Source organism: Sulfitobacter sp. KMM 9851 (genome assembly GCF_057178245.1).
On sequence record NZ_CM169991.1, the window covers coordinates 1,104,479 to 1,129,656 of the forward strand.

Below are 25,178 nucleotides of genomic sequence, written 5' to 3' on the forward strand. Positions count from 1 at the left end.
TTGAGGGGCAATTTGCGCTCTCGAACTCCCCTGCGGACCATATCTGGCTAGAAAGAGCAGCTTAGTGCAGGCGTTTGAGCAGAGCCTTGCGCGCGTCTTTGGGGACAAGCTGAATTGGTGCAATTGGCTGGCCGGTGGTCACGTCAAAGAGCGGTGTTTCCCGCCAGCGGCCGGTGATCCGGGCCAGCAGACTGCGTTTGATCATGCCCCAGACGAATGTGGCGGTGCCGGTGTGTTTGGTCCGGCCTTGCGCACCGGGCACAAAGGCATAGCCGCGCAGGCGGCCCAGTGCCTCGGGCGCAGTCAGGCGTTGGGTGTGCAGGCCGACGAACGATATCTTGGGATTACGCAGCGTGTTGAACATAGGCGCACCGCAGCAGCCCGCCCGCCAGCGCAGGATGTTTTTGGGGCCAAAGGAAAACACTTCGAGCCGGTCGAGACCGCTATCGAACCGAAGTTGCGCGGGCGTGGTCTGGTAAAGTGGTACGGGATCTGGCGCCGGATCGGGCTGGTCACAATAGACCATAGCGGCGCGGCAATCTACGCAATGGCACGCTATATGGGTGCCGTTGGCCGGGCAGGCGGCCAACAGCGTTCCGGTGATCGTACCGCAAGCGCACCCGAAAGGGATATCCGTGCCGCGCCCCATTGGGATCAAGCCGCCGCGTTTTTGTTTGCGGGCTTCTTGGCTGCGCCACCATCATTGGCGTCAATGAAGTTCAGCACCAGCGGGCGGATGTTGTTGCGCCAGCTTTTGCCGGCGAAGATGCCATAGTGTCCTGCACCATCCTCAAGATGGCTGGCTTTTTTGCTGTCGGGCAGGCCCGTCAGCAGATCAAGAGCGGCGATGCACTGGCCCGGGGCCGAAATGTCATCCTTGCTGCCTTCGACAGTTTTCACCGCGACGGTTGTGATCTTTCCGATGTCGACTTTCTTTCCCGCCACGGTGAAATCATTGCGCGCGATTTCGCGGTCTTTGAAGATACGCTCGACAGTGGAGAGGTAGAATTCGGCAGGCATGTCCATGACGGCGAGATATTCGTCGTAGAACTTGTTGTGCTTGTCATGTTCGTGCGCCTTATTCTGCGCAACGCGGGTGATCTGGTTGGTAAACGCCTCGCGGTGGGTGTCGTTGTTCATCGAAATGAAAGACGCCAGTTGCAAGAGGCCCGGGTAGACTTTGCGGCCCACGCCCTGATGTTTAAACCCGACGCGTTGGATCATGGAGTGTTCCAACTGGCCCATGGTGACACGGTGGCCAAAGTCGGTGACATCTGTGGGCGTGGCGTCGGGGTCGATCGGCCCGCCGATAAGGGTCAGGCTGCGCGGCTGCGCGTCGGGGTCTTCTTCGGCGAGATAGGCAGTTGCGGCCAATGTCAGCGGCGCGGGCTGGCAAACGGCAATCACATGGATGTCAGGCCCAAGATGGCGCATGAATTCCACCAGATAGAGGGTATAGTCCTCGATATCGAATTTTCCTGCACTGACTGGAATATCGCGCGCGTTGTGCCAGTCTGTAATATAGACGTCGCAATCTGGCAGCAGGGAGATGACAGTGGAGCGCAGAAGGGTGGCATAGTGACCGGACATCGGGGCAACCAGCAACACTTTGCGTTTGGTCGGCTTGCGCCCCTGAACGGAGAAGTGGACCAGATCGCCAAAAGGGCGCGCCAGTTCGACATCTGCGCTGACCACGCGGTCCTGACCCTTGTCGCCGATCACCGGGGGGATATTCCAATCGGGTTTGACCACCATGCGGGCAAAAGTACGTTCCGTCACTTCGCCCCAGGCTGCCATCCATTCCATCGCAGGGTTTGGAAACATTGAAAAAGACGGGTAAGATGCAACGGCAAGCGCCGACGCGCCGAGCCACTGATTGGTGTTCCGGATGGATTCCATCAGGTCGTAAGTTGCCATGTAGCGCACGAGGGGTCTCCTTTTTGGTGGCCGCTCGGGCCTTTATCTGGACACGTCCGTCGCGCCCCTCCCGGATGGGGCGACGTAATGCTGCAAGTGCGAAGATAGGAGCAAAAGGTTAAGATGACAACAGAATCCCGCCAGCAAGGGTTAACCGACGACGCAGCGCTGTCACGCATGACCGAAAATCTGAAAAAAGTCGAAGCGCTGACCGAGCGATTGACACAGGTTATGGCCAACAAAAAAGGGCATCAGCCCGCATTGGATGGGCCTAACCAAGAGCTATTTGCCAAGGCGGCGCACTCCTATTGGGCAGAGGCGTCCAACAACCCGGCCAAGCTGATGGAACATCAGATGGGGTACTGGACCAAGACGGTGACGCATTTTGTGCAGGCGCAGCAATCGCTCGCAAAGGGCAGTTTCGCCGCCCCCGAGGACAATTCTCCTCCCGACAAACGCTTTGCCAACCCGCTGTGGCAAACGCACCCGTATTTCAATTTCGTCAAACAGCAGTACCTGATCAACACCGAAGCGCTGAAGCAGGCCGTGGAAGATGCGCAGGACATGGACCCGGCGGAAAAGAATCGGCTGAATTATTTCAGCCAGCAGATCATCGCAATGATGAGCCCGACCAATTTTCTGGCCACGAATCCCGATGCACTGGAACGGGCGGTGGCGACCGAAGGGGCGAGCCTGATCAAGGGCCTGGAGAACCTGATCGCGGACCTTGAGGCGAACGACGGTGAACTGGTGGTCAAACTGGCCGACGAAAGCGCGTTTGAGCTGGGCCGCAACATCGCCACCAGCCCTGGCAAGGTGGTGTACCGCAACCGGATGTTCGAACTGATCCAATATACGCCGACCACCGACAAGGTGCACAAAACGCCGCTGCTGATTTTTCCGCCATGGATCAACAAGTTCTACATTCTCGACCTCAAGGCGCAAAACTCTATGGTCAAATGGCTGGTCGATCAGGGGCACACGCTGTTTATCGTGTCCTGGGTCAATCCTGATGCCACCTATGCCGATGTTGGGATGGAGGATTATGTCGAGGATGGCTACCTGGCGGCGATCCGCGAGGTCAAGGCGATCACCGGCGAAGACCGGATCAACGCCGTGGGCTATTGCATCGCAGGCACCACGCTGTCGCTGACATTGTCCCTGCTCAAGCAACGCGGCGATACGTCGATCAAATCTGCGACCTTCTTTACCGCGCTCACGGATTTCTCAGATCAGGGGGAGTTTCAGCCGTTTCTGACCAATGATTTCATCGACGGGGTCGAGGCCGAGGTGGCGGACAAGGGCGTGCTGCCGTCGGTGGTGATGGCGCGTACCTTCTCGTTCCTACGCTCCAACGATCTGGTCTATGGGCCTGCGGTGAAAAGCTATATGATGGGCGAGGCGCCTCCGGCCTTTGATTTGCTGTACTGGAACGGGGACGGGGCCAATCTGCCGGGTCGGATGGCGATGCAGTACCTGCGCGGGCTGTGCCAGCGCAATGAACTGGCAGACGGCGGGTTCGACCTGCTGGGGCATCATCTGGAATTGGGCGACATTGACGTGCCGGTTTGTGCCATCGCATGCGAGACTGATCACATCGCACCTTGGAAAGACTGCTACCGCGGGGTGCAGCAGATGGGGTCAAAGGATAAGACATTCTTTATGACGCAGTCCGGCCATATCGCGGGCATTGTGAACCCGCCCAGCCGTAACAAGTATGGCCACTATACCAATAACGACCTGACGATGGACAATGACGCCTGGCAGGAAACGGCAAAATTCCACGAAGGGTCGTGGTGGCCGCGCTGGGGGGGGTGGCTGAAAAAGCGAGCGGGCAAGCAGATCAATGCCCGATTCCCCGGCGATGAGGGTCGAAAAATTTTAGCCGATGCACCGGGCTCTTACGTGGCCAAAAAGGCAAGGCTCTGATTTTGCTTGCCCATTCAAGTTACGTAACAGAATTGCTGCAGTGCAGAAAAAGCTTGAAATGCTGCGGTGCAGCATCTATATTCCTTTCAGACGCAGAAAAGGCGGGACGACCCGCACCAACGCAATAAAGGATATGAGACATGACAAAGACACCTGACATGACCGCAATGTTCAAAGACGTACTTGGCGCATTCCCGGTCGATACCGCTTCCATGGAAGACGCATTCAAGACAACCGCGACGCTGAACGAAAAGCTGTCCGGCGTGGCACTGAGCGCGGCTGAGAAATCTGCCGATATCTCGTCCAAGTGGACCAAAGAAACACTGGCCCGCATGAGCGACATGGCGAAAACCAAAGCCGAGCCTGCCGACTATGCAAAAGCGATGACCGATTTCGCGTCGGCCTCTGCCGAAGTTGCAGCCGAGCACATGGCTGCTTTCGCCGAAGTTGCGAAAAAGGTTCAGATGGACACGGTTGAGCTGATGATGGCTGCTGGCAAAGACATCCAAGAAGATGCAAGCGCCGCTGTCAAAAAGGCGACAAACGACGTGCAGACCGCTGCGAAAAAAGCGACCACGAAGTAAGCGACACTTTGCACCGCTCGCCTCCCTGAGCGATGTGAAAATGAGGGCGGGTCCATTCGGGCCTGCCCTTTTTCTTTGCGCCCTTCCTTTTTATTCAGGGCTGCCCTAAGCTGCAATGCAGCACGATATCCGGGGAGGTAAATTGTGGCGGACAAACCGAAACCATTGCTGATCAAGCGCTACGCCAGCCGCAGGTTGTACAATACCGAAACCAGCGATTACGTGACATTGGAAGACATTGCCGGATTTATCCGCGATGGGCGCGAAGTACAGATCGTTGATCTGAAATCAGGCGATGACCTGACGCGGCAATACCTGCTGCAAATTATCGCTGAACACGAAAGCCGCGGTGAATCTGTTCTGCCGGTCGACGTACTGAACGATCTGGTGCGCAGCTATATGTCGGGCAATGTTTCGGTCGTTCCGCAATTCTTGCAGGCATCGTTTGACATGCTGCGCAACGGGCAGGCCAAGGTGGTTGAAAATATGACCACGATCAATCCGATGGCGAAAATGCCGGGTCTTGAGGTCATGCAGGCCCAGCAAGAGGCATTCATGAAAGCCATGACCGGCGGCTGGACCCGGAACGCCGGGGGCACAACGCCAGAGGCCGAACCAGCACCAGCCGCCGAAAAAAGCGAAGACTTGGACGCGATCAAAAAACAGCTCTCCGAATTGCAGGACAAGCTGTCAAAGCTCAAGTAGCGCAGTCGGACCAGTCCCCGATGGGTCTGGCCTTTCTATTTAGCCATAATATTCCCTGCGCGGTTGATGGGGCAAACAGCCCCCTCAACGGCCTGGGCTCACGCAGCCTTGGCGTTTGTCACCTGCGCCAGTGCCGTCAGGATCACCTCTGCTATCGCGTCGATGTCCTCAAGGCTCAGTTGTACGGGCAGGCGTACATCACAGGCCCGCATCAGCATCGCGCGGGTCTGCGGAAGTTCGGGCAGATCGGGGATGAATTTCCAGTTCCAGAAGGCCCGCGCGTTGTCTTGGCTCTGACCAAAGACCTGCACCTTGACGCCTGCCGCATCGGCGGCTGCGGCAAAAGCGCGGATTGTAGCGTCGGACATCCCGTTCAGATTGAACTGGATCGAATCCGGGGCACGCACCTCGCCGCTTAGGGGGGCGGGCACGGTGATCAGGGGTGATACCGACAGGCGCGCGGCCATGTAATCGTAATTGCGCAGCCCATCAGCCACACGGCGCGGCAATTCCGCCAGTTGCGGGCGGATCACCACCGCCGACAAGTTGGACATGCGCAGGTTATAGAGCGGCAGTTGGTTCTGCCACTTGGCAAAGGCACTTTGCAGGGCGCTATGTTTCTTCCAGTTATGCTCGTAAGCGCCGGACATGATGATGGCGCGCGCCATCAGGTCGGCATCATCGGTGATCATGATACCGCCTTCGCCGGCGTTAATCATCTTGTAGGACTGAAAGGAAAAGCAGCCGATGTCGGCGATGGTGCCGATCTTGCGCCCTTGCCACTGGGTGCCGAGCGAATGGGCGGCGTCTTCGATCACTGGGATGTCGGCGGCGCTGCATAGCGCCATGATCGCATCCATATCAGAGGTGTGTCCGCGCATGTGGCTGATGATCACTGCATCTACATCGCCCAGCTTGGCGGCGAAATCATCCAGGTCGATCCGATAGTTTTCGCCAACCTCGCACAGCACCGGCAGGCAATTGGCATGTAGCACAGCAGAAGGTACGGCGGCAAAAGTGAAGCCGGGGATCAAAACACGCGCATCTTTTTTAAGGTCCAGCGCCAGCAGCGACAGAAACAGCGCGGCCGAACAGGACGATACTGCCAGCGCGTATTTCACACCCATCATATCGGCGAATTCAGCCTCAAGCAGCGATACCGGCGCATCCTTGGTCGCCGTGTAGCGAAACAGGTCGCCGCTTTGCAGCAGATCTTCGATCGCGGCTTTTGCGCTGGCGGGGATGGGTTCAGCCTTGTGGATATCGGGGAGTGCCATATTTCATATTCCTGAATAATGGTTTTCGATATTGTAAAACAAGGGGCCGCTCAGGCCAAGGGTTTTCGCCATGACCAAAGGTTAAGTTATTGTGATGCGGACAGACCTTTGTGAAAATCAAAGGTCATTGAGCTAAGGCAGGAAAGGGCTGTGTACGCCGCCAGAGGGCAGCATGACACTCGGGTCCTAAAATCCCAGCCGGTCGCGCGTGGCGTACCACAGCATCGCCATCACCAATAGGGGGCTGCGCAGCGCCGCGCCGCCGGGGAAGGGCGTCGTGGGTATCGCGCTGAGGCTGTCAAACCCATCGCCATCGCCTTCGATCGCGCGGGCCATCAGGTATCCTGCGTGGGTGGCGGTGCCGACCCCGTGGCCGGAATATCCCGATGCCGACAGGATATTGGGCGCGACCCGCGCCACATAGGGTAGGCGTTTCATCGTGATGCCCAATGTGCCGCCCCAAGCGTAGTCAATTTTTACGTCGCTCAAGTGTGGAAAGACCACCGACATTGGTTTGCGCACCTTGGCGGCGATGTCGGACGGAAAGCGATAGCCATAGCTTTCGCCGCCGCCGAAAAGCAGGCGCCCGTCATGCGATAAACGAAAGTAGTTCACCACAAAGCGGCTGTCGGCCACCGCCACATCACGCGGCAGCACGTCTTTCACGCGGTCGCCCAGCGGTTCGGTGGCGGCAATGAAGTTGTTGATTGGCATCACCCGTGCGGCAACTTTGCGGTTCAGCGCGCCAAGATACCCGTTGCATGCCAGCACGACGTGACCTGCGGTGATGCTACCACTCTTGGTCTGCACAATCGGCTTGGCGCCTTCGACAATATGCTCTGCGCCGCTGCGTTCGTAGATCCGCACACCGGCCGCCGATGCGGCGCGGGCGAGGCCCAGAGCATAGTTCAGCGGATGCAGATGTGCTGCCCCCATGTCCAAAACGCCGCCCTTGTAGTCGGGCGAGGGGCAGACCGATTGCAGGGCAGCATGATCAAGCGTTTCGATCTGATCATACCCGTAGTGCCGTTGCAGATGTTCGGCATAGTCGTGCAGGTGGCGTACATCGCCTGCGGTGGATGCGGTCCAGGCCACGCCCGGTTTCAGATGACAGTCGATCTGATGCTTGGAGATCAGGGATTTGACCAGATTTTTGGCCTCTTCTCCCATCTCCCACAGGTGCCTTGCGTGGTCTTCGCCCAGCATCTTTTCCAGCGCATCCTGTTCGACGCGCTGGCCACTGCCCAACTGCCCGCCATTGCGCCCCGAGGCGCCAAAACCCACACGCTGCGCGTCAATCAGCACCACGTCGCGTCCGGCCTCAGCAAGGTGAAGCGCCGCTGACAACCCGGTATAGCCAGCGCCGACAACGCAGACATCCGCCGTCACATCGGCATCGAGCGCCGGATAGGCGTCATGGGGCGTGGCGGTGGCGGCGTACCAGCTTGGCGGGTAGGCACCGGCGGTGTCGTTGGCGTAAAGCAGGTTCAAGGCTGGCCCCCTAGGATCAGACGTTCATCAGCAGGTGTTCGCGTTCCCAAGGCGAGATTACTTGCAGGAATTCGTCATATTCCGCCCGTTTCACGATGGAATAGACGCGGGCAAATTCAGGCCCCAGAACATCGTGCAGGTCTTTGGCTTCTTCGAACAGGTCCAGCGCCTCGCCCAGGACGCGGGGAATATCGCCGTCGCCGTCATAGGCGTCGCCTTTGAATTCGGCCATGGGCGCTTTGGCCTCAACCAGACCCAAATAGCCGCAGGCCAGGCTGGCGGCGATGCCCAGATAGGGGTTGCAATCCATCCCGGCCAAGCGGTTTTCCACCCGGCGGGAATTAGTCCCTGACAGCGGCACGCGGATACCGGTGGTGCGGTTGTCGCGGCCCCATTCAAGGTTGATCGGTGCTGCGTGGTCTTTCACATAGCGGCGGTATGAATTCACATAAGGGGCGATCACGGCCAGCGCGTCGGGCATATGGTTTTGCAGTCCGGCGATGAAATGCATGAAGGCGTCGGTTTCGCTGCCGTCGACATTGGAAAAGATGTTCTTGCCCGTGTTCACGTCCAATACCGAATGGTGGATGTGCATCGCACTGCCGGGTTCGTCCGCGATCGGTTTCGCCATGAAGGTGGCATAACAATCGTGCCGCAATGCGGCCTCGCGGATCAGACGTTTGAAATAGAACACCTCGTCCGCCAGCTTCACCGGATCGCCGTGGATCAGGTTGATCTCCAACTGACCTGCGCCGCCTTCCTGGGTGATACCGTCAATCTCGAAACCCTGCGCCTCGGCAAAGTCATAGATGTCGTCGATCACCGGGCCGAATTCATCGACGGCGGTCATTGAATAGGCCTGCCGTGCGGCGGCGGGGCGGCCAGAGCGGCCCATCATCGGCTTGATCTCATGCGCAGGGTCGAGGTTGCGCGCCACGAGAAAGAATTCCATCTCGGGCGCGACCACCGGTTCCCAACCTCTGGCCCGGTACAGTTCGACCACACGTTTCAGCACGTTGCGCGGCGAATATGGCACCGGTTCGCCATCGCGGTCATAGGCGTCGTGGATCACTTGCAGCGTCCAGTCGCCAGTCCAGGGTGCCGCGGTGGCGGTCGACATGTCGGGGCGCAGGATCATGTCCCGCTCGACAAAGCCGTCTTCACCCGCCGCCTCGCCCCATTCGCCGGTGATGGTCTGGTAAAAGATGCTGTCGGGCAGGTGGAAGTATTCCTGCCGCGCGAATTTGGTGGCTGGCACCGCCTTGCCGCGCGCGATGCCGGGCAGGTCGGGGATAATACATTCCACTTCATCAAGGCGGCGTCCCTCCAGGTATGCGCGCGCCGATTCAGGTAACGTGTCAGTCCAGTCGTTGGCCATCAGGCCCTCTCTTTCCTGTTGGTTTTAAAGAATGCGGCCATTTGGCCTGCGATTTTTTTGTTGTCGATCGGGTCGTCCAGTGCCGCGGTGGCCTGCTGCAACTGGTGGTCAGGCACCACGCCTTTGCCCCGCGTCTTGATCAGCCCGTCGATGAAATCGTGACCGAATTCGGGGTGCGGTTGGATCGTCCAGATGCGGGTGCCATAGGCCAGTGCGGCATAGGCGCAGAAATCCGACGAAGCGACAACCTCGGCACCTTTCGGCAGTTCGACAATCTGATCTTGATGCCAAGCGTTGAGCGCCAGCTTTTCACCGCCCATGTCATATTCGGTGCGGCCAACCGACCAGCCGCCATTGAATTTCTGGACCTTGCCACCCAGCGCCTGTGCGATGATCTGGTGGCCAAAGCAGACCCCGATCAGCGGCCGCCCGTCGGCATAAATGTCGCGGATCATGTCCTCTAGCGGTGGAATCCATGCATGATCTTCGTAAGAGCCATGTTTGGACCCGGTGATCAACCACCCGTCAGCGTCGGTGATGGCGCCTGGGAAAATGCCGTCAACGACCGACCAGATCTGAAACTCAAAATCATGGCCATCCAATAGTTTGGTGAACATCTCGCCATAATCGCCCAACTCCTGTGCGAAGCCGTCGGGGGAGTGGCCAGTTTGCAAAATGCCGATCTTCATGGAGGTCACCTGTTACACGGTGTCGAGGTAAATCTCGACCTGTTCCTGTGGGGTCAGTTCCTGCATGTAATGCAATTCCTGACGCTTGGTCAGTACAAAGTTGCGGATTAATTCGGGCGCAAAGATGCGTGCGACTGACGGGTCGGTCTCAAACAGATCAATCGCTGATTTCCAATCGCCCGGGATCTGCGGCAGATCGGCGGCGTAGGCGTTGCCAGTGATGGGCGCGGGCGGCTCCACCCCGTCCTCGATCCCGTTGATCGCGGCGCCCAGCACGGCGGCCAGCATCAGATAGGGGTTCACGTCGCCGCCCGACACCCGGTGTTCAATCCGGCGCGCCTTGTGGTTGCCCGACGGGATGCGAATGGAAGAGGTGCGGTTTTCATAGGCCCAGGACACGCCAGTGGGCGCATGGGCGCCCGGCACCATCCGGTCAAAGCTGTTGGCATGGGGGCAAAACACCAGCGCAGAGCCGGGCATCGCCTGCATACAGCCCGCAACAGCGTGCCGCATCACATCGGTGCCTTCCGGCCCGCCGTTGTCAAAGATGTTTTCGCCGTCGGCATCCAGGACCGAGAAGTGTGTGTGCAGGCCAGACCCGGGGTAATCCTTATAGGGTTTCGCCATGAACGACGCGGCAAAGCCGTGGCGGCGTGCCAGTCCCTTGACCAACATCTTGAACAGCCAGGCATCATCGGCGGCGCGCAGGGCGTCGTCGCAATGCATCAGGTTGATTTCAAACTGCCCCAGACCCGCTTCGGAAATGGCGGTATCGGCAGGGATATCCATCTCTTCGCAGGCGTCATACAGATCGGTAAAGAATTCGTCGAACTGGTCCAGCGCGCGGATCGACAGGGTTTCCGCAGCCTTGCGCCGCTTGCCCGAGTTTGGCGAGATTGGCACCTGTAGCTTGCGCCCAGAATCGTCGATCAGGAAAAATTCCAACTCGACCGCGCAGACGGGTGTCAGGCCACGCGCCTTGAATCTGTCCAGCACCGCGCGCAAGGCATGGCGCGGATCACCCGGATAGGGGCGGCCATCTTCGCGAAACATCCAGATCGGCAGCAGCGCTGAAGGCGCTTCGAGCCATGGCATTGGCATAAAGCCCCGTTCGGTGGGTTTCAGCACCCCATCGGCATCGCCGCTGTCAAACACCAAGGGGCTGTCATCGATATCTTCGCCCCAGATATCGAGGTTCAGCACCGATACAGGAAACCGCGTGCCTTCGGTTGCAACCTTATCAGCGAACCGGCTGGGAATGCGTTTGCCGCGTGGCTGGCCATTAAGGTCAGCAGCGGCAACACGAATCGTTCGAACCTGTGGATGTTTGCGTAGCCAGTTGTTCATACGTCACCTGCAAGGGCGGTGGGCATGTTACAGGCGGTCTGCCGGGGGGCAAAATGCGGTCGACGCCCACGCGCCGGAAAATTTGATCAAATCTTGGATACTACCGGATCAGATTGGGACGCAAGCGAATTCTACGGCGTTGTTCCTGGGGTAGATGCCGGTTCAGGCGGGAATTGATCAAACCAAAGACGGCGACGATACAGACCGTCAGTGCGATGAAATAGCCCGCAAGGATCGGGTAGGGGACAAAGGGGTTAAACGTCTTGTCGGCAAAGTAACTGGCGTAATAGAGCGCGTCACCGCGTTGCTGCCAGGCTGGGAAGCCCGAAAAGAACACCAGCGTCGTGGCATGAAACAAGAAAATCGCCTCGTTGGTATAGGCAGGCCATGCCAGCCGCAGCGAGGTCGGCCAGATCACCCGACGAAAGCGCGTCCAGCCCGAGAGACCATAAGCATCCGCTGCCTCAACATCACCTTTGGGAATGGATTGCAGGGCGCCATAGAAAATCTCGGCCGAATAGGCGGCGGTGTTGAAAAACAGCACAATCAGCGCCCCCAGCCATGCGGCGGTGAAGGGGGCGAAAAAGGCGTATTGCGATTTCAGCGTAAGGAACAGGAAGTAGCCAAAGAAGAACTGGATAAACAGCGGTGAGCCACGGAAGATGAAGATGAACCAAGTGGAAGGTTTGCGGAACCACGGGTTCGCGCTTGCCTTGCCGACACCCAAAGCGGTGGCAAAGATAAACCCCGCCGCCAGCGCCACGACGCCAAAATAGATGTTCCAGATCATGCCAGAGCCGATCAGCGTGACCTGTTCGCAAAGCGTGAAGTCGGAGCGCGGCAACAGCCGTTCGCCGATGCCGAGGGACCGCAGACCATAGTCTTGAATTGTCTGAAGGCAGCTCATGCCGCTTTCCTTTGCGCTTCGCCGCCTGTCGTTGCCTGGCCGCGTGTCAATCGGTTCATCACTTTGTCCAATGCCACTTCGGACACCCGTGTGAAACACAGGTAAAATACCAGCAGCGCGAGGAAGTACCACATACGCCAATCGGGGTGCGGATAGTCGGTAAAGCGCGGCGTCTTGGTCCCGCCAAGCTCACGCGCCCAATACACAATGTCTTCGACGCCCAGCAAAAACAGCAGCGGCGTGGCCTTGATCAGCACCATCCACAGGTTGCTGAGGCCGGGCAGGGCATAGACCCACATCTGCGGCACCAGCACCCGCCAAAACGTCTGGCGGCGCGACATGCCATAGGCTTCGGCGGTTTCAAGTTGGGCACGCGGTACCGCCCGCATGGCACCAAACAGCACATTGGCAGCAAAAGCACCAAAAACGATGGCAAAGGTGATGACCGCAAGCGCAAAGCCATAGGTCTCGTGCACCCATTGCGCGGAATTGCCCAGTGGCATCTTGGCGGCCTGACAGACCACGAAATCACTGCCCTGGCGGATGGGCATATCCCAATCAGCACATAGCGCCTTGTGGCGCAGGTATTCTATCGCCTGGTCTAACGCGATGACAAAAAACAGGAAAAACGCGATATCCGGCACGCCGCGCACCAGCGCGATATAGGTCTTGCCGATCCAACTGACGGGGGCGAAATGCGCCCGCGCCGCCATTGCGCCGCCAAAGCCAAAGGCCAGTGCGACAGGGGCCGTCACCGCCAGCAGCGCAAGCACCTTCAGAAAGGACATATAGAACGACATATGTACGCCTGTGGTCAGGTAACAGGCGAGCCAGGACAGGCCATCAAGTGTCGAAGGATCAGTGCAATATAAAAACATGAGGCCCCATGGGCTGTACTGCAACAGAGGGCTGCGCAGTGAAGATCAGGCGCGCCACGATGGGCGCGCCTGACAAAGGATCACTCGTAAGTAACTGTCTCGTCGCCGAACCACTTTTTCAACATGGTGTTCAACGAACCATCCTCTTTCATCGCGGTGATGGCCGCGTCGAACTTCTCTTGCAGCTCGGCGTCGCTTTCGCGCAGGCCCAGGCCGATGCCACCACCAAGTGGCACATCTTCGCCCACGAACATCAGGGCGCCGCCGGATTCTTCGACGATTGGCGCAAGGTAGTCCTTGTCGGCGAATACCGCGTCCGCTTCACCGTTGCGCACGGCGGCGACGGTTTCTTCGGGGGTTGCGAATTCAACCAATGTGGCGCCACTTTCCGCGACATAGCCTGCTTGGATGGTCGCGGTCTGACCTGCGACTACGCCGCCTTCCAGATCGACATCATTTGATGCCGCAACATAGGCAGAGGCGGTGGGCGGAAAATAGTCCTGTGTGAAATCAATGACTTCGTCACGTTCGTCGGTGATGCTCATGCCGGCCATGATGGTGTCATAGTTGCCCGACACCAGGTTGGGGATGATGCTGTCCCAGTCGTTCTTGACCCACTCGCAGGTCAGTTCGGCGCGCTTGCACAGCTCATCGCCCAACTCGCGCTCGAACCCATCAACTTCGCCTGCGTCGTTGATAAAGTTATAGGGGGGGTAGGCGCCTTCGGTGCCCATGCGGATGGTCTTGCCGTGGGCATCGGCCATCGCGAAACCGGCGCTCAGGCTCAGGGCGGCGGTTGCCAGTAGGAACTTCTTCATTTTTGTACTCCCGTTGTGTTTATAGTTTACGCAGGCTGGGTTGCCGACAGGAACCCTTGCAGACGTTCTGATTTGGGTGCGCCGAACAACTGTTCTGGTGCCCCTTGTTCTTCGATCAGGCCCTGATGCAGGAAGACAACGTGGTCCGATACATCGGCGGCCAGTTTCATGTCATGGGTCACGATCATCATCGTGCGCCCCTCTGCGGCCAAGTCCTTGATAACCTTGACAACTTCTTGCTCAAGCTCTGGGTCCAGCGCCGATGTAGGCTCATCGAACAGCAGGGCCTCAGGCTCCATGCACAGCGCCCGCGCAATCGCCGCGCGTTGCTGCTGGCCACCCGAAAGCTGCGCCGGGTAGGCATCACATTTGTCGCCGATCCCCACTTTGTCGAGATAGCCGCGCGCGGCCTTTTCCACTTCGGCACGGTCGCGGCCCAACACAGTCAGCGGCGCTTCCATTACGTTTTGCAGAATCGACATATGTGCCCACAGGTTGAACTGTTGAAACACCATGCTCAGGTTGGTGCGAATGCGCAGAACCTGTTTGGCATCGGCGGGGCGGCGGTGGTGGTTCTTGCCCTTCCACAAGACCGGTTCACCCTTAAAGATGACTTCGCCCTGCTGGCTGTCTTCCAAAAGGTTGCAGCACCGCAGCAATGTCGATTTGCCCGACCCTGACGACCCGATCAGCGATACAACATGCCCGCGCGGTGCGCTCAGGCTGACGCCCTTGAGAACCTCCAGCGCACCATAGGCTTTGTGCAGGTCTTGGATCTGGATGACGGGTGTCTCTGTGCTCACGTGGGGGCTGCCGATCTATCGTTTCAATGCGCCATAAAGCGACAAATTGCCGATGATTGCAACGCAGAGTTTTGCAACATTTGTTTGACCCAAAGTCAACAGTCGCGGGCTACCCGCTGCCGTGCCATGGCACTGTCGGTATCGCTGACACCTAGCAGGTTTGACACCAATCGCAGCAGCGCGTCTTCCTCGTCGGCGCGGGTGCCGTCGGCCAGAACCACCTGCCACAGTGCTTCGATCACGCCTAGGCGTTGCTCGTAAGGCACCGCATCCTTGATCGCGCGGGTGAACCGCACAGTGTCGGGGGCCTGTTGCTCAAGGGTTTCCGCCTCGGCCCGCAGGGCCTGGGCCGCGTCGGCCGTCAACGCGTATCGCTTGGCCGCGATCTGGTCGATCAGGTTGCGTTCGCTCATGGCGTAGTCGTTGTCGGACCGTGCAATGCGCACCAATAGGGCGGTCAACGCCAGCCGGGCATCGCCATCGGTCAGCGGATCAGGATCGGGCTGCGTCAGCCGCTTTAGGAAATCACCAAACATGGTTTCGCATATAGACCGCCCTTGAGCAAAGGCCAACCCAAGACAGACAGGTGCCATGCGACCACGTTTACAGGCCAAAATACCCGATGGGGACGGTGCCCTACGTGCCGATGTGCAGTGGCCACTTAGGTCAGCCTGCTATAGCGCCTTCAGCGCGTTTTCGCGGGCGGCTGCCATGTCGGCGTCGGTCAGCCCCAGCGCGGTTTCGATCGCAATCAGTTGAATTTCTTCATCTTCGTTGCGATCCCCGTCCGACAGGGCCACCTGCCACATGGCATCGCCCAGCGATTTGCGGTCCGCATAGGCCACCTCTTCGCGCAGGATGCGGGTGAATTCCGGCGTGCCGGGGGCATCGCGTTCAAGCGCCTCGCAAGCGGCGCGCAGTTTTGCGGCCTCGAGCGGTTTCAACCCAAAGGTGCGCGCCAGAATACGGTCGATCTGGCCCACTTCGGAGGCACGGTAATTACGGTCAGCCATCGCAACGCGGACCAGAAGCGCGCCAAGTGCCAGTTGGGCATTGGGTTGCGGCAGCAGTTTCGGCTGGGGCTTGCGGCGGGGAAAGAGGCGTTCAAACATGGCCGTCACTTAGCTCATGTCGGGCGGATTTCCAAAGCGTAAAGTGTCGATTGCCAGCCCTTGGGGATCGGTATTTGTGACAACTATGCCCGCAATGTCACGGATACCGCCCGTGCGCAGGAATCCAACCGAAAATTCGCCCGTCGGTTGCACCGGGACATGGGTGATCGTGCTGCCGTCGCGGCGCAGGAACAGGACCAGCGCCGCGCCTTTTTCGCCGCCGCGCAGATCAAAGGCGAGAGCAGACTGATCGGCGTCAAACAGCACCGCGATGGCGCCTTCGCCCTGGGCGTCGCGGTTGGGAAACCCCTTGTGGCCATAGCCGTTCAGCACTGTGTTACCAGAGAATCGCACGACTGACAGGTTCTGCCCGGGCGCGCCGGGCAGCAGGGTCAGCGGGGCAAATGCAGTGCCAGAGATACCGTCGTGTGATCCGTCGTAAGTCACTGTTTGACCAGCAAAATATTCGCCAAAGGACGCGCCGGACAGCGCCAGTAGATCGTCAACCCGCAGCCCCGGACCACCGCCGCTGGCGATGTCGTCAAAGGTGATGAGGCGTGGCAGGTTTAGCGCGTCTGGATCAACAATACAGACCTGCGCGCCACAGGCCAGCGCGCTGTGGGGCAGGAGGGCAAAGCAGATCGGGCGCAAGATCGACATGGCTGATCATAGCACGGTTTTTAGCTGTCGTAGCCCTCTACAATCGCCAGCGATCCGTCGGCGACGTTCAGGCGGATGTCCTTGGCGCGCTGGTATGCGGGGCTTTCGTAGCAGGCCACGGCATCGGCGTAGCTGGGAAATTCCAGCACCACGGTACGGGCGCGCATCTTGCCTTCGCGAACCTGCTGGGTGCCGCCGCGCACCAGAAACCGCGCGCCGAAATCGGCAAAGGGTTTGGCATTCGCTGCGCGATATTTATCATATATTTCAACGTTGTGGATATCCACTGTGGCGATCCAGTAGCCCTTGGGCATTCTTGAGTTCCTCTGTTAGGTGAGTTTTGCAAAACGGGCGGCAAGCGCTTTGGCTTCGGCCTCCAACCCGTAGGGTGGATTGATGACAAACAGCCCCGAGCCGACCATGCCGTGACCCGGCCGCGCGGGGGGGAAGCGGACCTCGTGGCGCAGGGCATCGGGGTGGGCGGCGGCGAGGGCGTCAAGCATTGGCAGATGCGCCTTGCTGGTCAAAATGGGATACCAAAGAACGATGACGCCGACATTCCAAGCGCGGGCCAGTTTGCCCATATGTTTGGGTATGTCACTGTAATCGCTTTTGATTTCATAGCTCGGGTCGATCAGCATAAGGCCACGGCGCGGGGTGGGCGGTGTCAGGGCAAAGGCCATGTCGAAACCGTCGCGCAGGTGGCATTTGGCCGGGTAGGGCGACATCGCCAGATCAAGGGCGGCGTGTTCGCGGGGGTGCAGTTCGGCCAGATGTATCTGATCCTGCGGGCGCAGCAGATGCGCGGCCAACAAGGGCGAACCGGGATAGGAGTGCGCACCGTGGGTGGCACGGACATCGGACAGCACCTGCGCATAAGGGTGATCAGGGTTGAACCAATTTTCAACCTTCTCAATGCCTTGTCGCGCCTCGCCGGTCTTGAGCGCGGCGGCATCTGTCAGATCATACAGCGCCCGGCCCGCGTGAGTTTCCAGATAGCTGATCGGTTTGTCCTTGGCGGTCATATAGTCGAGCATCCACGCCAGAAGGCTGTGTTTATGCACGTCTGCAAGGTTTCCGGCGTGGTAGATATGTTGATAGCTGAGCATGGCGGTAGGTGTAGCGGATGGGGTGGCACGCGCAACGGGGAAATTAAATTCGGCGACCTGATACGCGAATCGGGGGGTTAACGCCTTGCGGATAAGGGGTTTGGGCGATGCACTACCCGTACAGAAGCTGTACAGCGCCCGTACAGCGGGCGTGCAGCGTTGGCTGGATTAATGGGGCGTGCGGTGGGGTTTGTTAAGGAGAGGTTAATGGGAGCAGGCTGAGGTTGGCAGTGCGGGAGGAAGCGGCCCTTCGTTTCTTGGTAACGAAAGTCATGTATCGGAAGATTGCTCGCTCCATAACAAAGGCGGCGGTAGCTGCGACGGAGAAAAATCTATTCGCAATACCCTGCGGCGGGACGGCACCCGTGCTGGCTTTGAGGAGTGCAACGTCAGCATCTTTAGTATCAACACATCGCCGCGCTTGGCCGCGCATGTCTCAATTGGATAAGTGTTTGCTACTTCTTCTGCGGTTGCCGAAGGAATAACCCCAACTGAATGGCTTCCCACGGCAATTTCCATCGCGCCATTGGGTTGATCAGTGTCATCTAGGTGAAGGCGAACAAAAAGCATTTCATCCAAGACCGACTGTGGCGGCTCGCAATGCCAAGTGCCTGACTTGTTGGTCCAATTGTAGTATCCAGCGACCTCGGCCTTATCGGCTACTGCGATGACCCGGTCTTGATGCCAAGGAACTCTCCAGTTAGCGCTTTCGGACTTGTTGAACGCGACAATTCGCACAGGCACAGCTTCGGGTGCGAGACGTCGCACAGCACGCAGCAGCGAGCCTTCCGCTGATAAAGCGGCCCTCAAAGACATTGATATATCAAGTCTTTGTCCTGCTTTCGCAGAGACGGTAATCGTATTATCGAATAGCGCTAGGTCCTCTTCTGAAACGGCGTTTCTGAGCCAAACACGGCCACTATATTCAAATTCGTTGCTAAGCGATTGCGCTGTTACCATGTTTTCCCGCTCTTCGTCGTCATCGAAGCTGACATTGGCTGCGTTGCAGAAAATTTGCAACGCGACCTCAAAGCCGCCATTGGCATGATCGCAATAAATACCAAGTCCGACCCATGTTACTCTTATACGATGCCCGCGAAATCCGGGCCAGCGCTTGCCCGTGGGGGGCGATGTGGAACAGGTGTTCGTCCCACTTTATGGGGCAGCGGTATCGCGCCTTATCAGAGATGCGCCCAGCCTTGCTATATCGCCTCCCCGTGGGGCGGGCAGGCGATGGCCCGGCGCGCTTTGCGCTTGTTCCGGGCCGGGTGGCGGGAGGGGCGTTAGAAGGGGTGAAACGGTGAGAGCGACCGGCCCGGCGCCTCACACCAGCCGCGACACTTCTTTGGCTGCGCGCACAAAATCCTTGAACAGCGGATGCGGCTCAAAGGGCTTTGACTTCAGCTCGGGGTGGAACTGCACGCCGATGAACCACGGGTGATCCGACCATTCCACGATCTCGGGTAGTTTGCCGTCCGGCGACATGCCCGAAAACTTGAGCCCGACGGCCTCAAGCTTGTCTTTATAGGCGATATCAACTTCGTAGCGGTGGCGGTGACGCTCATCAATCGTGGTTTTGCCGTAGGCTTCGGCCACGCGCGAACCGGGGGTCAGCACGGCATCATAGGCGCCAAGACGCATGGTGCCGCCCTTGTCGTCACCGACCTTGCGCTCGACCTTGTGATTGCCCTGCACCCATTCCTTGAGGTGATAGACAACGGGTTCAAAGCGTTTCTTGCCCGCTTCATGATCAAATTCCTCGGAGCCGGCGGTTTTCAGGCCCGCAACATTGCGCGCCGCCTCGATCACGGCCATTTGCATGCCCAGACAGATGCCAAGGTAAGGCACCTTATGCTCGCGGGCATATTGCGCCGCTTTGATCTTGCCTTCGGTACCGCGTTCGCCAAAACCGCCGGGCACGAGAATGGCGTGGAAGCCTTCAAGATGCGTGCCAAGGTCTTGGGCCTTATCGAAAATCTCGGCGTCGACCCATTCGATTTTCACCTTCACGCGGTTGGCCATGCCACCGTGGGTCAGCGCCTCTGCAATGGATTTATAGGCGTCTTCAAGCTGGGTGTACTTGCCGACAATGGCGATTTTGACCTCGCCTTCGGGGTTGTAAACGCGGTCGGCCACATCTTCCCAGCGGGTCAGGTTCGGTTTTGGCGCGGGGGTGATTTGGAAGGCGTCGAGGACGGCTTGATCAAGGCCCTCGCGGTGATAGGCCAGCGGGGCCTCGTAGATGGATTTGAGATCAAGCGCTGCAATCACGCTGTCGGGGCGCACGTTGCAGAACAGCGCCAGCTTTTCGCGTTCCTTGGCCGGGATCGGCCCTTCGGAGCGGCAAACGAGGATGTCAGGCGCGATGCCGATGCTGCGCAATTCCTTGACGGAGTGCTGCGTGGGTTTGGTTTTCAATTCGCCAGACGCTTTGACAAAGGGCAGCAGCGTGAGGTGCATGAAAATACACTGGCCGCGCGGTTTGTCCTGGCTGAACTGGCGGATCGCCTCAAAGAACGGCAATCCTTCGATGTCGCCCACGGTGCCGCCAATTTCGCACAGCATGAAATCAACTTCATCATCGCCGATGTCGATGAAGTCTTTGATTTCATTGGTGACGTGGGGGATCACCTGAATGGTTTTGCCCAGATAATCGCCGCGGCGTTCCTTTTCCAGCACGTTGGAATAGACCCGGCCAGAGCTGATACTGTCGGTCTTGCGCGCAGCGACCCCGGTAAATCGTTCGTAGTGGCCAAGGTCGAGATCGGTTTCGGCGCCATCGTCGGTGACGAAGACTTCGCCATGTTCAAAGGGCGACATCGTGCCGGGATCGACGTTCAGGTAGGGATCAAGTTTGCGCAGACGCACGGAAAAGCCACGGGCCTGAAGCAATGCGCCAAGTGCGGCCGATGCCAGCCCTTTGCCCAAAGACGAGACCACACCGCCGGTGATGAAAATATAGCGTGCCATGTGATCGAAGACCCCCGTGAGTTTTGAGTTTATTGCGGGCAAAAACCAGCCAAACGCGTTGCAGAAAACCGCAACACCACGGGATTTAAGCCTAACAGGATTCGGATGTTCAAGGCAAGGCTTACCGCAACATGATGTTGCGAAATTCAGCCTTTCCTCAAGGTATTGTGTTCGTTGGGTTAATCAGCCGCGGGAACCAGCGGTGCGTTGCCACCCTCGGTAGGGGGCAGCAGATCGTCACCAGTGGGCAAGGCGGGGCTGGTGGGTTGGTTCAGGGCGGGGGGTGTCGCGCTCAGCCGGTCAATGACCGACGAGCCAGCGGACTTTTCCGCCGCAATGATGGTCAGTGTGATGGATGTCGCGATAAAGCCGATCGCAAGGATCCAGGTCATCTTGCTCATCGCGGTGGCTGCGGCACGGCCCGATACGGCCCCGCCACCGCCGCCCATGCCTAGCCCACCCCCTTCAGAGCGTTGCAACAGGACGACGCCGATCAGGCCCAGTGCCAGAAACAGGTGAATGATCAGAACGACGTTTTCCATGGAGCATGCTTTCGGTTTTGGTTGGCGGGTATCTATTCATCTTTGCCCATGGGGGCAAGGGTGGATTGGCGTAAGCGGGGAGATTGGCGGCATGATCGTTGTCATTGCCACAAGCAAAGACCGCCGCATGGGGACGACGGTCTTTTGAAGCAGTACTCTACCACATTTTGTAAGAGGGCTATCCTGGAATTAAGGTGGTGCAGACTCGCTTCGTAGTCTCAGTATATCATAAATCCGGGCCGTTCGGGCATGGAATATTTTCAAGCAATTGAACGCCCTAGCGCGTGGCCACTGGACAGGGGCCAAAACCTGCGGCACTTTGCGGCCATGCCACATGATCACGCCGACCACCCGCACGCGCTTTTGCCTTCTGATCCCGCCCTGCGTGTCAAGGCGCTGGAGACGTTGTTGACCGCCAAGGGGCTGGTTGATCCCGCCGCGCTGGACGAGATTATCGACACCTATGAAAACCGCATCGGCCCGCGCAACGGCGCGCGGGTGGTGGCGCGGGCCTGGGCCGATCCGGCATTCCGCGCGGCCTTGCTTGACGATGCCACGGCGGTGGTGGCCGAGATGGGGTTCTATGGCCGTCAGGGCGAACATATGGTCGCGGTGGAGAATACGGACGCGGTGCATAACATGGTCGTCTGCACGCTGTGCTCTTGCTACCCTTGGCCGCTGCTGGGTACTCCGCCGGGCTGGTACAAATCCGACGCCTACCGCGCACGTGTGGTGCGTGAACCGCGCAAGGTGCTGGCGGAATTTGGTGTGACGTTGCCCGAAGACACCGCCGTGCGTGTCTGGGATTCCACCGCCGAGGTGCGATATCTGGTGATCCCGCAGCGCCCTGCGGGGACCGAAGGGTTGGACGAAGAAGCGCTGATGTCGCTGGTCAGCCGTGACAGTATGATCGGCACCGGGCTGGCGGGCGCATGACCCGCGTCCACACGATATTAGGCGCGTACGCATGACCCGCGTACACGACATGGGCGGGCGTTTCGGCGATGGTGCGGTGACGCCCGAGCCCGAAGATGTGATCTTCCACGCCGACTGGCACCCGCGCGCGCTGGCCATCACGCTGGCCGCCGGGTCGCTTGGCAAATGGAACATCGACGTGTCGCGCCATGCGCGGGAATGTCTGGACCCCACGGATTACGCCAGCTTTTCCTATTACGAAAAATGGCTCGCCGGGTTGGCCGATATGCTGGTGACACGCGGGGTTGTCACGGCAGAGGAATTGGCAGGGCAGGCGGCACCCACCCCCAGCCCGCTGACGGAAAAAACGCTGAAACGCGATCAGGTGGCGGCAGTGCTGGCGCGCGGCGGCCCGGCGGATCGGCCCAGTGGCGTGGCCACAGCCTTTGCCCCCGGTGATGCGGTCGTGACCCGAAAGCTGGCGGAAAATATCCATGTGCAAGGCGGGCATACGCGGCTGCCCACCTATGCCGCCGGGGCGCGGGGCCGCATCCTGCGCCTGCACGGCAGCCATGTGCTGCCCGACAGCAACGCACATGGCCTTGGCGAGGCACCCGAGCCGCTTTATGCCGTGGCGTTCCGCGCATCCGAGCTTTGGGCGCAGCCGGAACATCCCAATGACGAAGTGGTGCTGGACCTGTGGCAAAGCTATTTGAGCGCGCCATGACCGCCACCACAACCACCACGGCCCCCGACCCGGTATTCGAGGCCCCCTGGCACGCGCAGGTCTTTGCCCTGACGGTGCATCTGAACGAGGCGGGGCATCTGGACTGGCCCGATTGGGCGGCGCGGTTCGGCGCGACATTGGCGCGGCACGGTCTGACGCGCGACCTCAACGGTGGCGAAGATTACTTCTCGGCCTGGCTGGAAACGCTGGAAACCCTGCTGGCCGAGCGCGAGATCGCCGCACCCGGTGAGGTCGCCAGTTTGCGCGCAGCATGGGAGGCGGCATATCTCGCGACACCCCACGGCGCGCCGGTAAAACTCGCCTAGGTGCTATTCGTCCACGTCATCCATATCGGCCTGACCGGACAAGGCGCGGCGCACGTGGCTCCAGCTTAGCCCGATGCCCAGCACGAAACTCAGCGCGACCAGCGCCATCCAGAGGTTCATGCTGGCATTGTCGAGCCTGAGCACATGAAGATCATAGAGCACCCAAAGCGAGGCGGCGACGACGGCCAGCACCAAAAGCATCCCGAAACTGCCGATCGACCGCAGCGTGGCACGCAGGTAGATAATATAGCCGATAAGCAGCAGCAGCCCAAAAAGCACGGCAATCGACAGGTTCTGGCCGCCGTAGTCGCGCAGCCAGTTCACATAGTTGAACTCCGTCGGGTTGAAGGTGGCGGCCAAGAGCGCAAAGGCACAAAGCCAGCGTAGTACAAATCCCATCGTGTTCCCCGTTTCCAATCTTATGTTTTCTTTTTAGCCCTAAATATTCCGCGCCGGAGGCAAAAAGCAAAAAAGAAATTGCGTCAGCGCGGGATTCGCGTTTTTTCGAGTTTCACCTCGGCACCTGCACCGCTATACGGGCGCGGGACATCGCAAAGGAATAGCAAATGGCCAATGTCGTTGTAGTCGGCGCCCAGTGGGGTGACGAGGGAAAAGGCAAGATCGTGGACTGGCTCAGCGAACGCGCTGATGTGATCGCGCGTTTCCAAGGCGGTCATAACGCCGGGCATACGCTGGTCATCGACGGCGAGGTATTCAAACTGCACGCGCTGCCTTCGGGTGTGGTGCGTGGCGGCAAGCTGTCGGTCATCGGCAATGGCGTGGTGCTGGACCCCTGGCACCTGCTGAAAGAGATCGCGACGATCGAAGCGCAGGGGGTTGTGATCAACCCCGAGAACCTGATGATCGCCGAAAACGCGCCGCTGATCCTGCCGTTCCACGGCGAATTGGACCGCGCCCGCGAAGAGGCCGCGAGCAAGGGCACCAAGATCGGCACAACCGGTCGCGGCATCGGCCCCTGCTATGAAGACAAGGTTGGCCGCCGCGCCATCCGTGTGGCCGATCTGGCCGATCCCGCCACGCTGGAGGCGCGGGTTGATCGCGCGTTGCAGCACCACGATCCACTGCGTAAGGGTTTGGGCGTCGAAGCCATTGACCGCGATGCGCTGATTGCACAACTGCTGGAAATCGCACCGAAAATCCTGCCCTATGCCGCCCCCGTCTGGAAGGTGCTGGCCGAGAAGCGCAAGGCCGGCAAACGCATCCTCTTTGAGGGCGCGCAGGGTGCATTGCTCGACATTGACTTCGGGACGTATCCCTTTGTCACCTCGTCCAACGTGATTGCGGGGCAGGCGGCGACCGGTGTGGGCCTTGGCCCTACGGCGATCAATTATGTGCTGGGCATCGTCAAAGCCTATACCACGCGGGTGGGCGAAGGCCCGTTCCCGACCGAACTGGAAGACGCCGATGGTCAGCGTCTGGGCGAGCGGGGCCATGAGTTTGGTACCACCACCGGGCGCAAGCGGCGGTGCGGTTGGTTTGACGCGGCGCTGCTGCGCCAGACCTGTGCGACCTCTGGCATCACCGGCATCTGCCTGACCAAGCTTGACGTGCTGGATGGGTTTGAGACGCTCAAGATCTGCGTCGCCTATGATCTGGACGGCAAGCGGTTGGAATATCTGCCCACCGCCGCCGACCAACAGGCCCGCTGCACCCCGATCTATGAGGAAATGCCCGGTTGGTCCGAATCCACCGAAGGCGCGCGCAGCTGGGCGGATTTGCCTGCCAATGCCATCAAATACGTGCGCCGGGTCGAAGAGCTGATCGACTGCCCGGTAGCGCTGGTGTCGACCTCGCCAGAGCGGGAGGACACCATTCTGGTGACCGACCCGTTTGCGGATTGATCTCTTGGCGTTGAGCTATAAAGCACGGCGGCGCTGGGCGCTGGTGATCCTGCTGGTGGGGTTGCCCACCTACATTGCCGTATCGGTCTGGGCCGTGGCGCAGTTCGAGCGGCCGCCAATCTGGGTTGAACTGGCGATTTATGTGGCGCTGGGGATTGTCTGGGCGATCCCGTTCCGCTTTGTCTTTCGCGGCATCGGGCAGGCCGACCCGGACGCAGATAAATAAACGCTT

At 59.3% G+C, this 25,178-nt stretch carries 28 protein-coding genes; 8 read left to right on the forward strand and 20 right to left on the reverse strand.

The features are described 5' to 3' along the window. Positions 1-61 precede the first annotated feature (61 nt). Positions 62-649, reverse strand: a complete 588-nt coding sequence (locus AC1965_RS05475) for a DUF6151 family protein (protein WP_483886275.1) — start codon at positions 647-649, stop codon at positions 62-64. Positions 650-654: 5 nt separating this feature from the next. Further along, positions 655-1,926 carry a polyhydroxyalkanoate depolymerase gene (gene phaZ / locus AC1965_RS05480; protein ID WP_483886276.1) on the reverse strand — a complete coding sequence of 424 codons (1,272 nt, stop codon included), beginning with the start codon at positions 1,924-1,926 and terminating at the stop codon, positions 655-657. 114 nt (positions 1,927-2,040) lie between these two features. Between phaZ and AC1965_RS05485 the strand changes: the two genes are divergently transcribed. The 3 genes from AC1965_RS05485 to phaR all read left to right on the forward strand — a co-directional run bounded on the left by AC1965_RS05485 (position 2,041) and on the right by phaR (position 5,135). After that, positions 2,041-3,846 (forward strand): PHA/PHB synthase family protein, encoded by a 1,806-nt coding sequence (locus tag AC1965_RS05485; protein WP_483886277.1) that lies wholly within the window; start codon positions 2,041-2,043, stop codon positions 3,844-3,846. A 140-nt stretch (positions 3,847-3,986) separates the two neighbouring features. Then, positions 3,987-4,430, forward strand: coding sequence for a phasin, PhaP (locus AC1965_RS05490; protein WP_483886278.1), 444 nt, complete (start codon positions 3,987-3,989; stop codon positions 4,428-4,430). Positions 4,431-4,574: 144 nt separating this feature from the next. Beyond that, complete coding sequence (phaR, locus tag AC1965_RS05495) at positions 4,575-5,135, forward strand: polyhydroxyalkanoate synthesis repressor PhaR (protein ID WP_483886279.1); 561 nt, start codon at positions 4,575-4,577, stop codon at positions 5,133-5,135. Positions 5,136-5,233: 98 nt separating this feature from the next. On the opposite strand, the gene AC1965_RS05500 is transcribed toward phaR, so the two are convergent. From AC1965_RS05500 to secG, 17 genes are all read right to left on the reverse strand, one after another. Beyond that, positions 5,234-6,412, reverse strand: coding sequence for a DegT/DnrJ/EryC1/StrS family aminotransferase (locus tag AC1965_RS05500; protein WP_483886280.1), 1,179 nt, complete (start codon positions 6,410-6,412; stop codon positions 5,234-5,236). Between the two features lie 186 nt (positions 6,413-6,598). Then, a complete protein-coding gene (locus AC1965_RS05505) occupies positions 6,599-7,903 on the reverse strand; it encodes an NAD(P)/FAD-dependent oxidoreductase (RefSeq protein WP_483886281.1) in 1,305 nt (434 codons plus the stop codon). 16 nt (positions 7,904-7,919) lie between these two features. Continuing rightward, a complete protein-coding gene (locus AC1965_RS05510; RefSeq protein ID WP_483886282.1) occupies positions 7,920-9,281 on the reverse strand; it encodes a glutamine synthetase family protein in 1,362 nt (453 codons plus the stop codon). Then, on the reverse strand, positions 9,281-9,970 hold the full coding sequence (locus AC1965_RS05515) for a type 1 glutamine amidotransferase (protein WP_483886283.1): 690 nt from the start codon (positions 9,968-9,970) through the stop codon (positions 9,281-9,283). The genes AC1965_RS05510 and AC1965_RS05515 overlap by 1 nt, the downstream gene beginning before the upstream one ends. A 12-nt stretch (positions 9,971-9,982) precedes the next feature. Further along, the gene (locus AC1965_RS05520) at positions 9,983-11,317 is read right to left on the reverse strand and encodes a glutamine synthetase family protein (RefSeq protein WP_483886284.1); all 1,335 of its coding nucleotides are present in this window, start codon (positions 11,315-11,317) and stop codon (positions 9,983-9,985) included. Positions 11,318-11,417: 100 nt separating this feature from the next. Next, positions 11,418-12,224 carry an ABC transporter permease gene (locus AC1965_RS05525; RefSeq protein WP_483886285.1) on the reverse strand — a complete coding sequence of 269 codons (807 nt, stop codon included), beginning with the start codon at positions 12,222-12,224 and terminating at the stop codon, positions 11,418-11,420. Then, positions 12,221-13,102: an ABC transporter permease gene (locus tag AC1965_RS05530; protein WP_483886286.1), complete on the reverse strand. Its 882-nt coding sequence runs from the start codon at positions 13,100-13,102 to the stop codon at positions 12,221-12,223. The genes AC1965_RS05525 and AC1965_RS05530 overlap by 4 nt, the downstream gene beginning before the upstream one ends. An 80-nt stretch (positions 13,103-13,182) precedes the next feature. Further along, entirely contained in the window at positions 13,183-13,920 is a 738-nt protein-coding gene (locus AC1965_RS05535; protein WP_483886287.1) for a transporter substrate-binding domain-containing protein, read from the reverse strand. 26 nt (positions 13,921-13,946) lie between these two features. Continuing rightward, positions 13,947-14,723 (reverse strand): ABC transporter ATP-binding protein, encoded by a 777-nt coding sequence (locus AC1965_RS05540; protein ID WP_483886288.1) that lies wholly within the window; start codon positions 14,721-14,723, stop codon positions 13,947-13,949. Between the two features lie 95 nt (positions 14,724-14,818). Further along, on the reverse strand, positions 14,819-15,259 hold the full coding sequence (locus AC1965_RS05545; RefSeq protein WP_483886289.1) for a tellurite resistance TerB family protein: 441 nt from the start codon (positions 15,257-15,259) through the stop codon (positions 14,819-14,821). A 138-nt stretch (positions 15,260-15,397) separates the two neighbouring features. Beyond that, positions 15,398-15,835, reverse strand: coding sequence for a tellurite resistance TerB family protein (locus AC1965_RS05550; RefSeq protein ID WP_483886290.1), 438 nt, complete (start codon positions 15,833-15,835; stop codon positions 15,398-15,400). Positions 15,836-15,844: 9 nt separating this feature from the next. Then, on the reverse strand, positions 15,845-16,495 hold the full coding sequence (locus AC1965_RS05555; RefSeq protein ID WP_483886291.1) for a hypothetical protein: 651 nt from the start codon (positions 16,493-16,495) through the stop codon (positions 15,845-15,847). 20 nt (positions 16,496-16,515) lie between these two features. Then, on the reverse strand, positions 16,516-16,809 hold the full coding sequence (locus AC1965_RS05560; protein ID WP_483886292.1) for a DUF1330 domain-containing protein: 294 nt from the start codon (positions 16,807-16,809) through the stop codon (positions 16,516-16,518). A gap of 15 nt (positions 16,810-16,824) precedes the next feature. Next, positions 16,825-17,604, reverse strand: a complete 780-nt coding sequence (gene rlmJ / locus AC1965_RS05565) for a 23S rRNA (adenine(2030)-N(6))-methyltransferase RlmJ (protein WP_483886293.1) — start codon at positions 17,602-17,604, stop codon at positions 16,825-16,827. Between the two features lie 270 nt (positions 17,605-17,874). Then, positions 17,875-18,624 (reverse strand): phytanoyl-CoA dioxygenase family protein, encoded by a 750-nt coding sequence (locus AC1965_RS05570; protein WP_483886294.1) that lies wholly within the window; start codon positions 18,622-18,624, stop codon positions 17,875-17,877. A 303-nt stretch (positions 18,625-18,927) separates the two neighbouring features. Next, a complete protein-coding gene (locus AC1965_RS05575) occupies positions 18,928-20,574 on the reverse strand; it encodes a CTP synthase (RefSeq protein ID WP_483886295.1) in 1,647 nt (548 codons plus the stop codon). 179 nt (positions 20,575-20,753) lie between these two features. Next, complete coding sequence (secG, locus tag AC1965_RS05580) at positions 20,754-21,116, reverse strand: preprotein translocase subunit SecG (protein ID WP_483886296.1); 363 nt, start codon at positions 21,114-21,116, stop codon at positions 20,754-20,756. Between the two features lie 327 nt (positions 21,117-21,443). Here secG and nthA point away from each other — a divergent pair, with 327 nt between their 5' ends. From nthA to AC1965_RS05595, 3 genes are read left to right on the forward strand one after another with little or no spacing between them, the layout of a single operon-like run. Then, positions 21,444-22,052 carry a nitrile hydratase subunit alpha gene (nthA, locus tag AC1965_RS05585; RefSeq protein WP_483886297.1) on the forward strand — a complete coding sequence of 203 codons (609 nt, stop codon included), beginning with the start codon at positions 21,444-21,446 and terminating at the stop codon, positions 22,050-22,052. A gap of 31 nt (positions 22,053-22,083) precedes the next feature. Further along, a complete protein-coding gene (nthB, locus tag AC1965_RS05590) occupies positions 22,084-22,758 on the forward strand; it encodes a nitrile hydratase subunit beta (RefSeq protein ID WP_483886298.1) in 675 nt (224 codons plus the stop codon). Further along, on the forward strand, positions 22,755-23,084 hold the full coding sequence (locus AC1965_RS05595; RefSeq protein ID WP_483886299.1) for a nitrile hydratase accessory protein: 330 nt from the start codon (positions 22,755-22,757) through the stop codon (positions 23,082-23,084). Before nthB ends, AC1965_RS05595 begins: the two co-directional genes overlap by 4 nt. A gap of 3 nt (positions 23,085-23,087) precedes the next feature. Here the strand turns inward: AC1965_RS05595 and AC1965_RS05600 are convergent, their stop codons facing one another. Beyond that, the gene (locus AC1965_RS05600) at positions 23,088-23,483 is read right to left on the reverse strand and encodes a DUF6524 family protein (protein WP_483886300.1); all 396 of its coding nucleotides are present in this window, start codon (positions 23,481-23,483) and stop codon (positions 23,088-23,090) included. A gap of 167 nt (positions 23,484-23,650) precedes the next feature. Here AC1965_RS05600 and AC1965_RS05605 point away from each other — a divergent pair, with 167 nt between their 5' ends. Both AC1965_RS05605 and AC1965_RS05610 read left to right on the forward strand, forming a co-directional pair. Further along, positions 23,651-24,946, forward strand: coding sequence for an adenylosuccinate synthase (locus tag AC1965_RS05605; protein WP_483886301.1), 1,296 nt, complete (start codon positions 23,651-23,653; stop codon positions 24,944-24,946). Between the two features lie 4 nt (positions 24,947-24,950). Next, entirely contained in the window at positions 24,951-25,172 is a 222-nt protein-coding gene (locus AC1965_RS05610) for a DUF2842 domain-containing protein (protein ID WP_483886302.1), read from the forward strand. Positions 25,173-25,178: the final 6 nt, after the last annotated feature.

Coding starts and splice junctions, on each gene's coding strand:
- AC1965_RS05520 (WP_483886284.1), bottom strand. CDS start 11,317: ATGAACAACTGGCTACGCAAACATCCACAGGTTCGAACGATTCGTGTT.
- AC1965_RS05530 (WP_483886286.1), bottom strand. CDS start 13,102: ATGTTTTTATATTGCACTGATCCTTCGACACTTGATGGCCTGTCCTGG.
- AC1965_RS05515 (WP_483886283.1), bottom strand. CDS start 9,970: ATGAAGATCGGCATTTTGCAAACTGGCCACTCCCCCGACGGCTTCGCA.
- AC1965_RS05575 (WP_483886295.1), bottom strand. CDS start 20,574: ATGGCACGCTATATTTTCATCACCGGCGGTGTGGTCTCGTCTTTGGGC.
- AC1965_RS05500 (WP_483886280.1), bottom strand. CDS start 6,412: ATGGCACTCCCCGATATCCACAAGGCTGAACCCATCCCCGCCAGCGCA.
- AC1965_RS05475 (WP_483886275.1), bottom strand. CDS start 649: ATGGGGCGCGGCACGGATATCCCTTTCGGGTGCGCTTGCGGTACGATC.
- AC1965_RS05525 (WP_483886285.1), bottom strand. CDS start 12,224: ATGAGCTGCCTTCAGACAATTCAAGACTATGGTCTGCGGTCCCTCGGC.
- AC1965_RS05560 (WP_483886292.1), bottom strand. CDS start 16,809: ATGCCCAAGGGCTACTGGATCGCCACAGTGGATATCCACAACGTTGAA.
- nthA (WP_483886297.1), top strand. CDS start 21,444: ATGCCACATGATCACGCCGACCACCCGCACGCGCTTTTGCCTTCTGAT.
- AC1965_RS05535 (WP_483886287.1), bottom strand. CDS start 13,920: ATGAAGAAGTTCCTACTGGCAACCGCCGCCCTGAGCCTGAGCGCCGGT.
- AC1965_RS05490 (WP_483886278.1), top strand. CDS start 3,987: ATGACAAAGACACCTGACATGACCGCAATGTTCAAAGACGTACTTGGC.
- secG (WP_483886296.1), bottom strand. CDS start 21,116: ATGGAAAACGTCGTTCTGATCATTCACCTGTTTCTGGCACTGGGCCTG.
- nthB (WP_483886298.1), top strand. CDS start 22,084: ATGACCCGCGTACACGACATGGGCGGGCGTTTCGGCGATGGTGCGGTG.
- AC1965_RS05595 (WP_483886299.1), top strand. CDS start 22,755: ATGACCGCCACCACAACCACCACGGCCCCCGACCCGGTATTCGAGGCC.
- rlmJ (WP_483886293.1), bottom strand. CDS start 17,604: ATGCTCAGCTATCAACATATCTACCACGCCGGAAACCTTGCAGACGTG.
- AC1965_RS05550 (WP_483886290.1), bottom strand. CDS start 15,835: ATGTTTGAACGCCTCTTTCCCCGCCGCAAGCCCCAGCCGAAACTGCTG.
- AC1965_RS05555 (WP_483886291.1), bottom strand. CDS start 16,495: ATGTCGATCTTGCGCCCGATCTGCTTTGCCCTCCTGCCCCACAGCGCG.
- AC1965_RS05485 (WP_483886277.1), top strand. CDS start 2,041: ATGACAACAGAATCCCGCCAGCAAGGGTTAACCGACGACGCAGCGCTG.
- AC1965_RS05545 (WP_483886289.1), bottom strand. CDS start 15,259: ATGTTTGGTGATTTCCTAAAGCGGCTGACGCAGCCCGATCCTGATCCG.
- AC1965_RS05510 (WP_483886282.1), bottom strand. CDS start 9,281: ATGGCCAACGACTGGACTGACACGTTACCTGAATCGGCGCGCGCATAC.
- AC1965_RS05605 (WP_483886301.1), top strand. CDS start 23,651: ATGGCCAATGTCGTTGTAGTCGGCGCCCAGTGGGGTGACGAGGGAAAA.
- AC1965_RS05600 (WP_483886300.1), bottom strand. CDS start 23,483: ATGGGATTTGTACTACGCTGGCTTTGTGCCTTTGCGCTCTTGGCCGCC.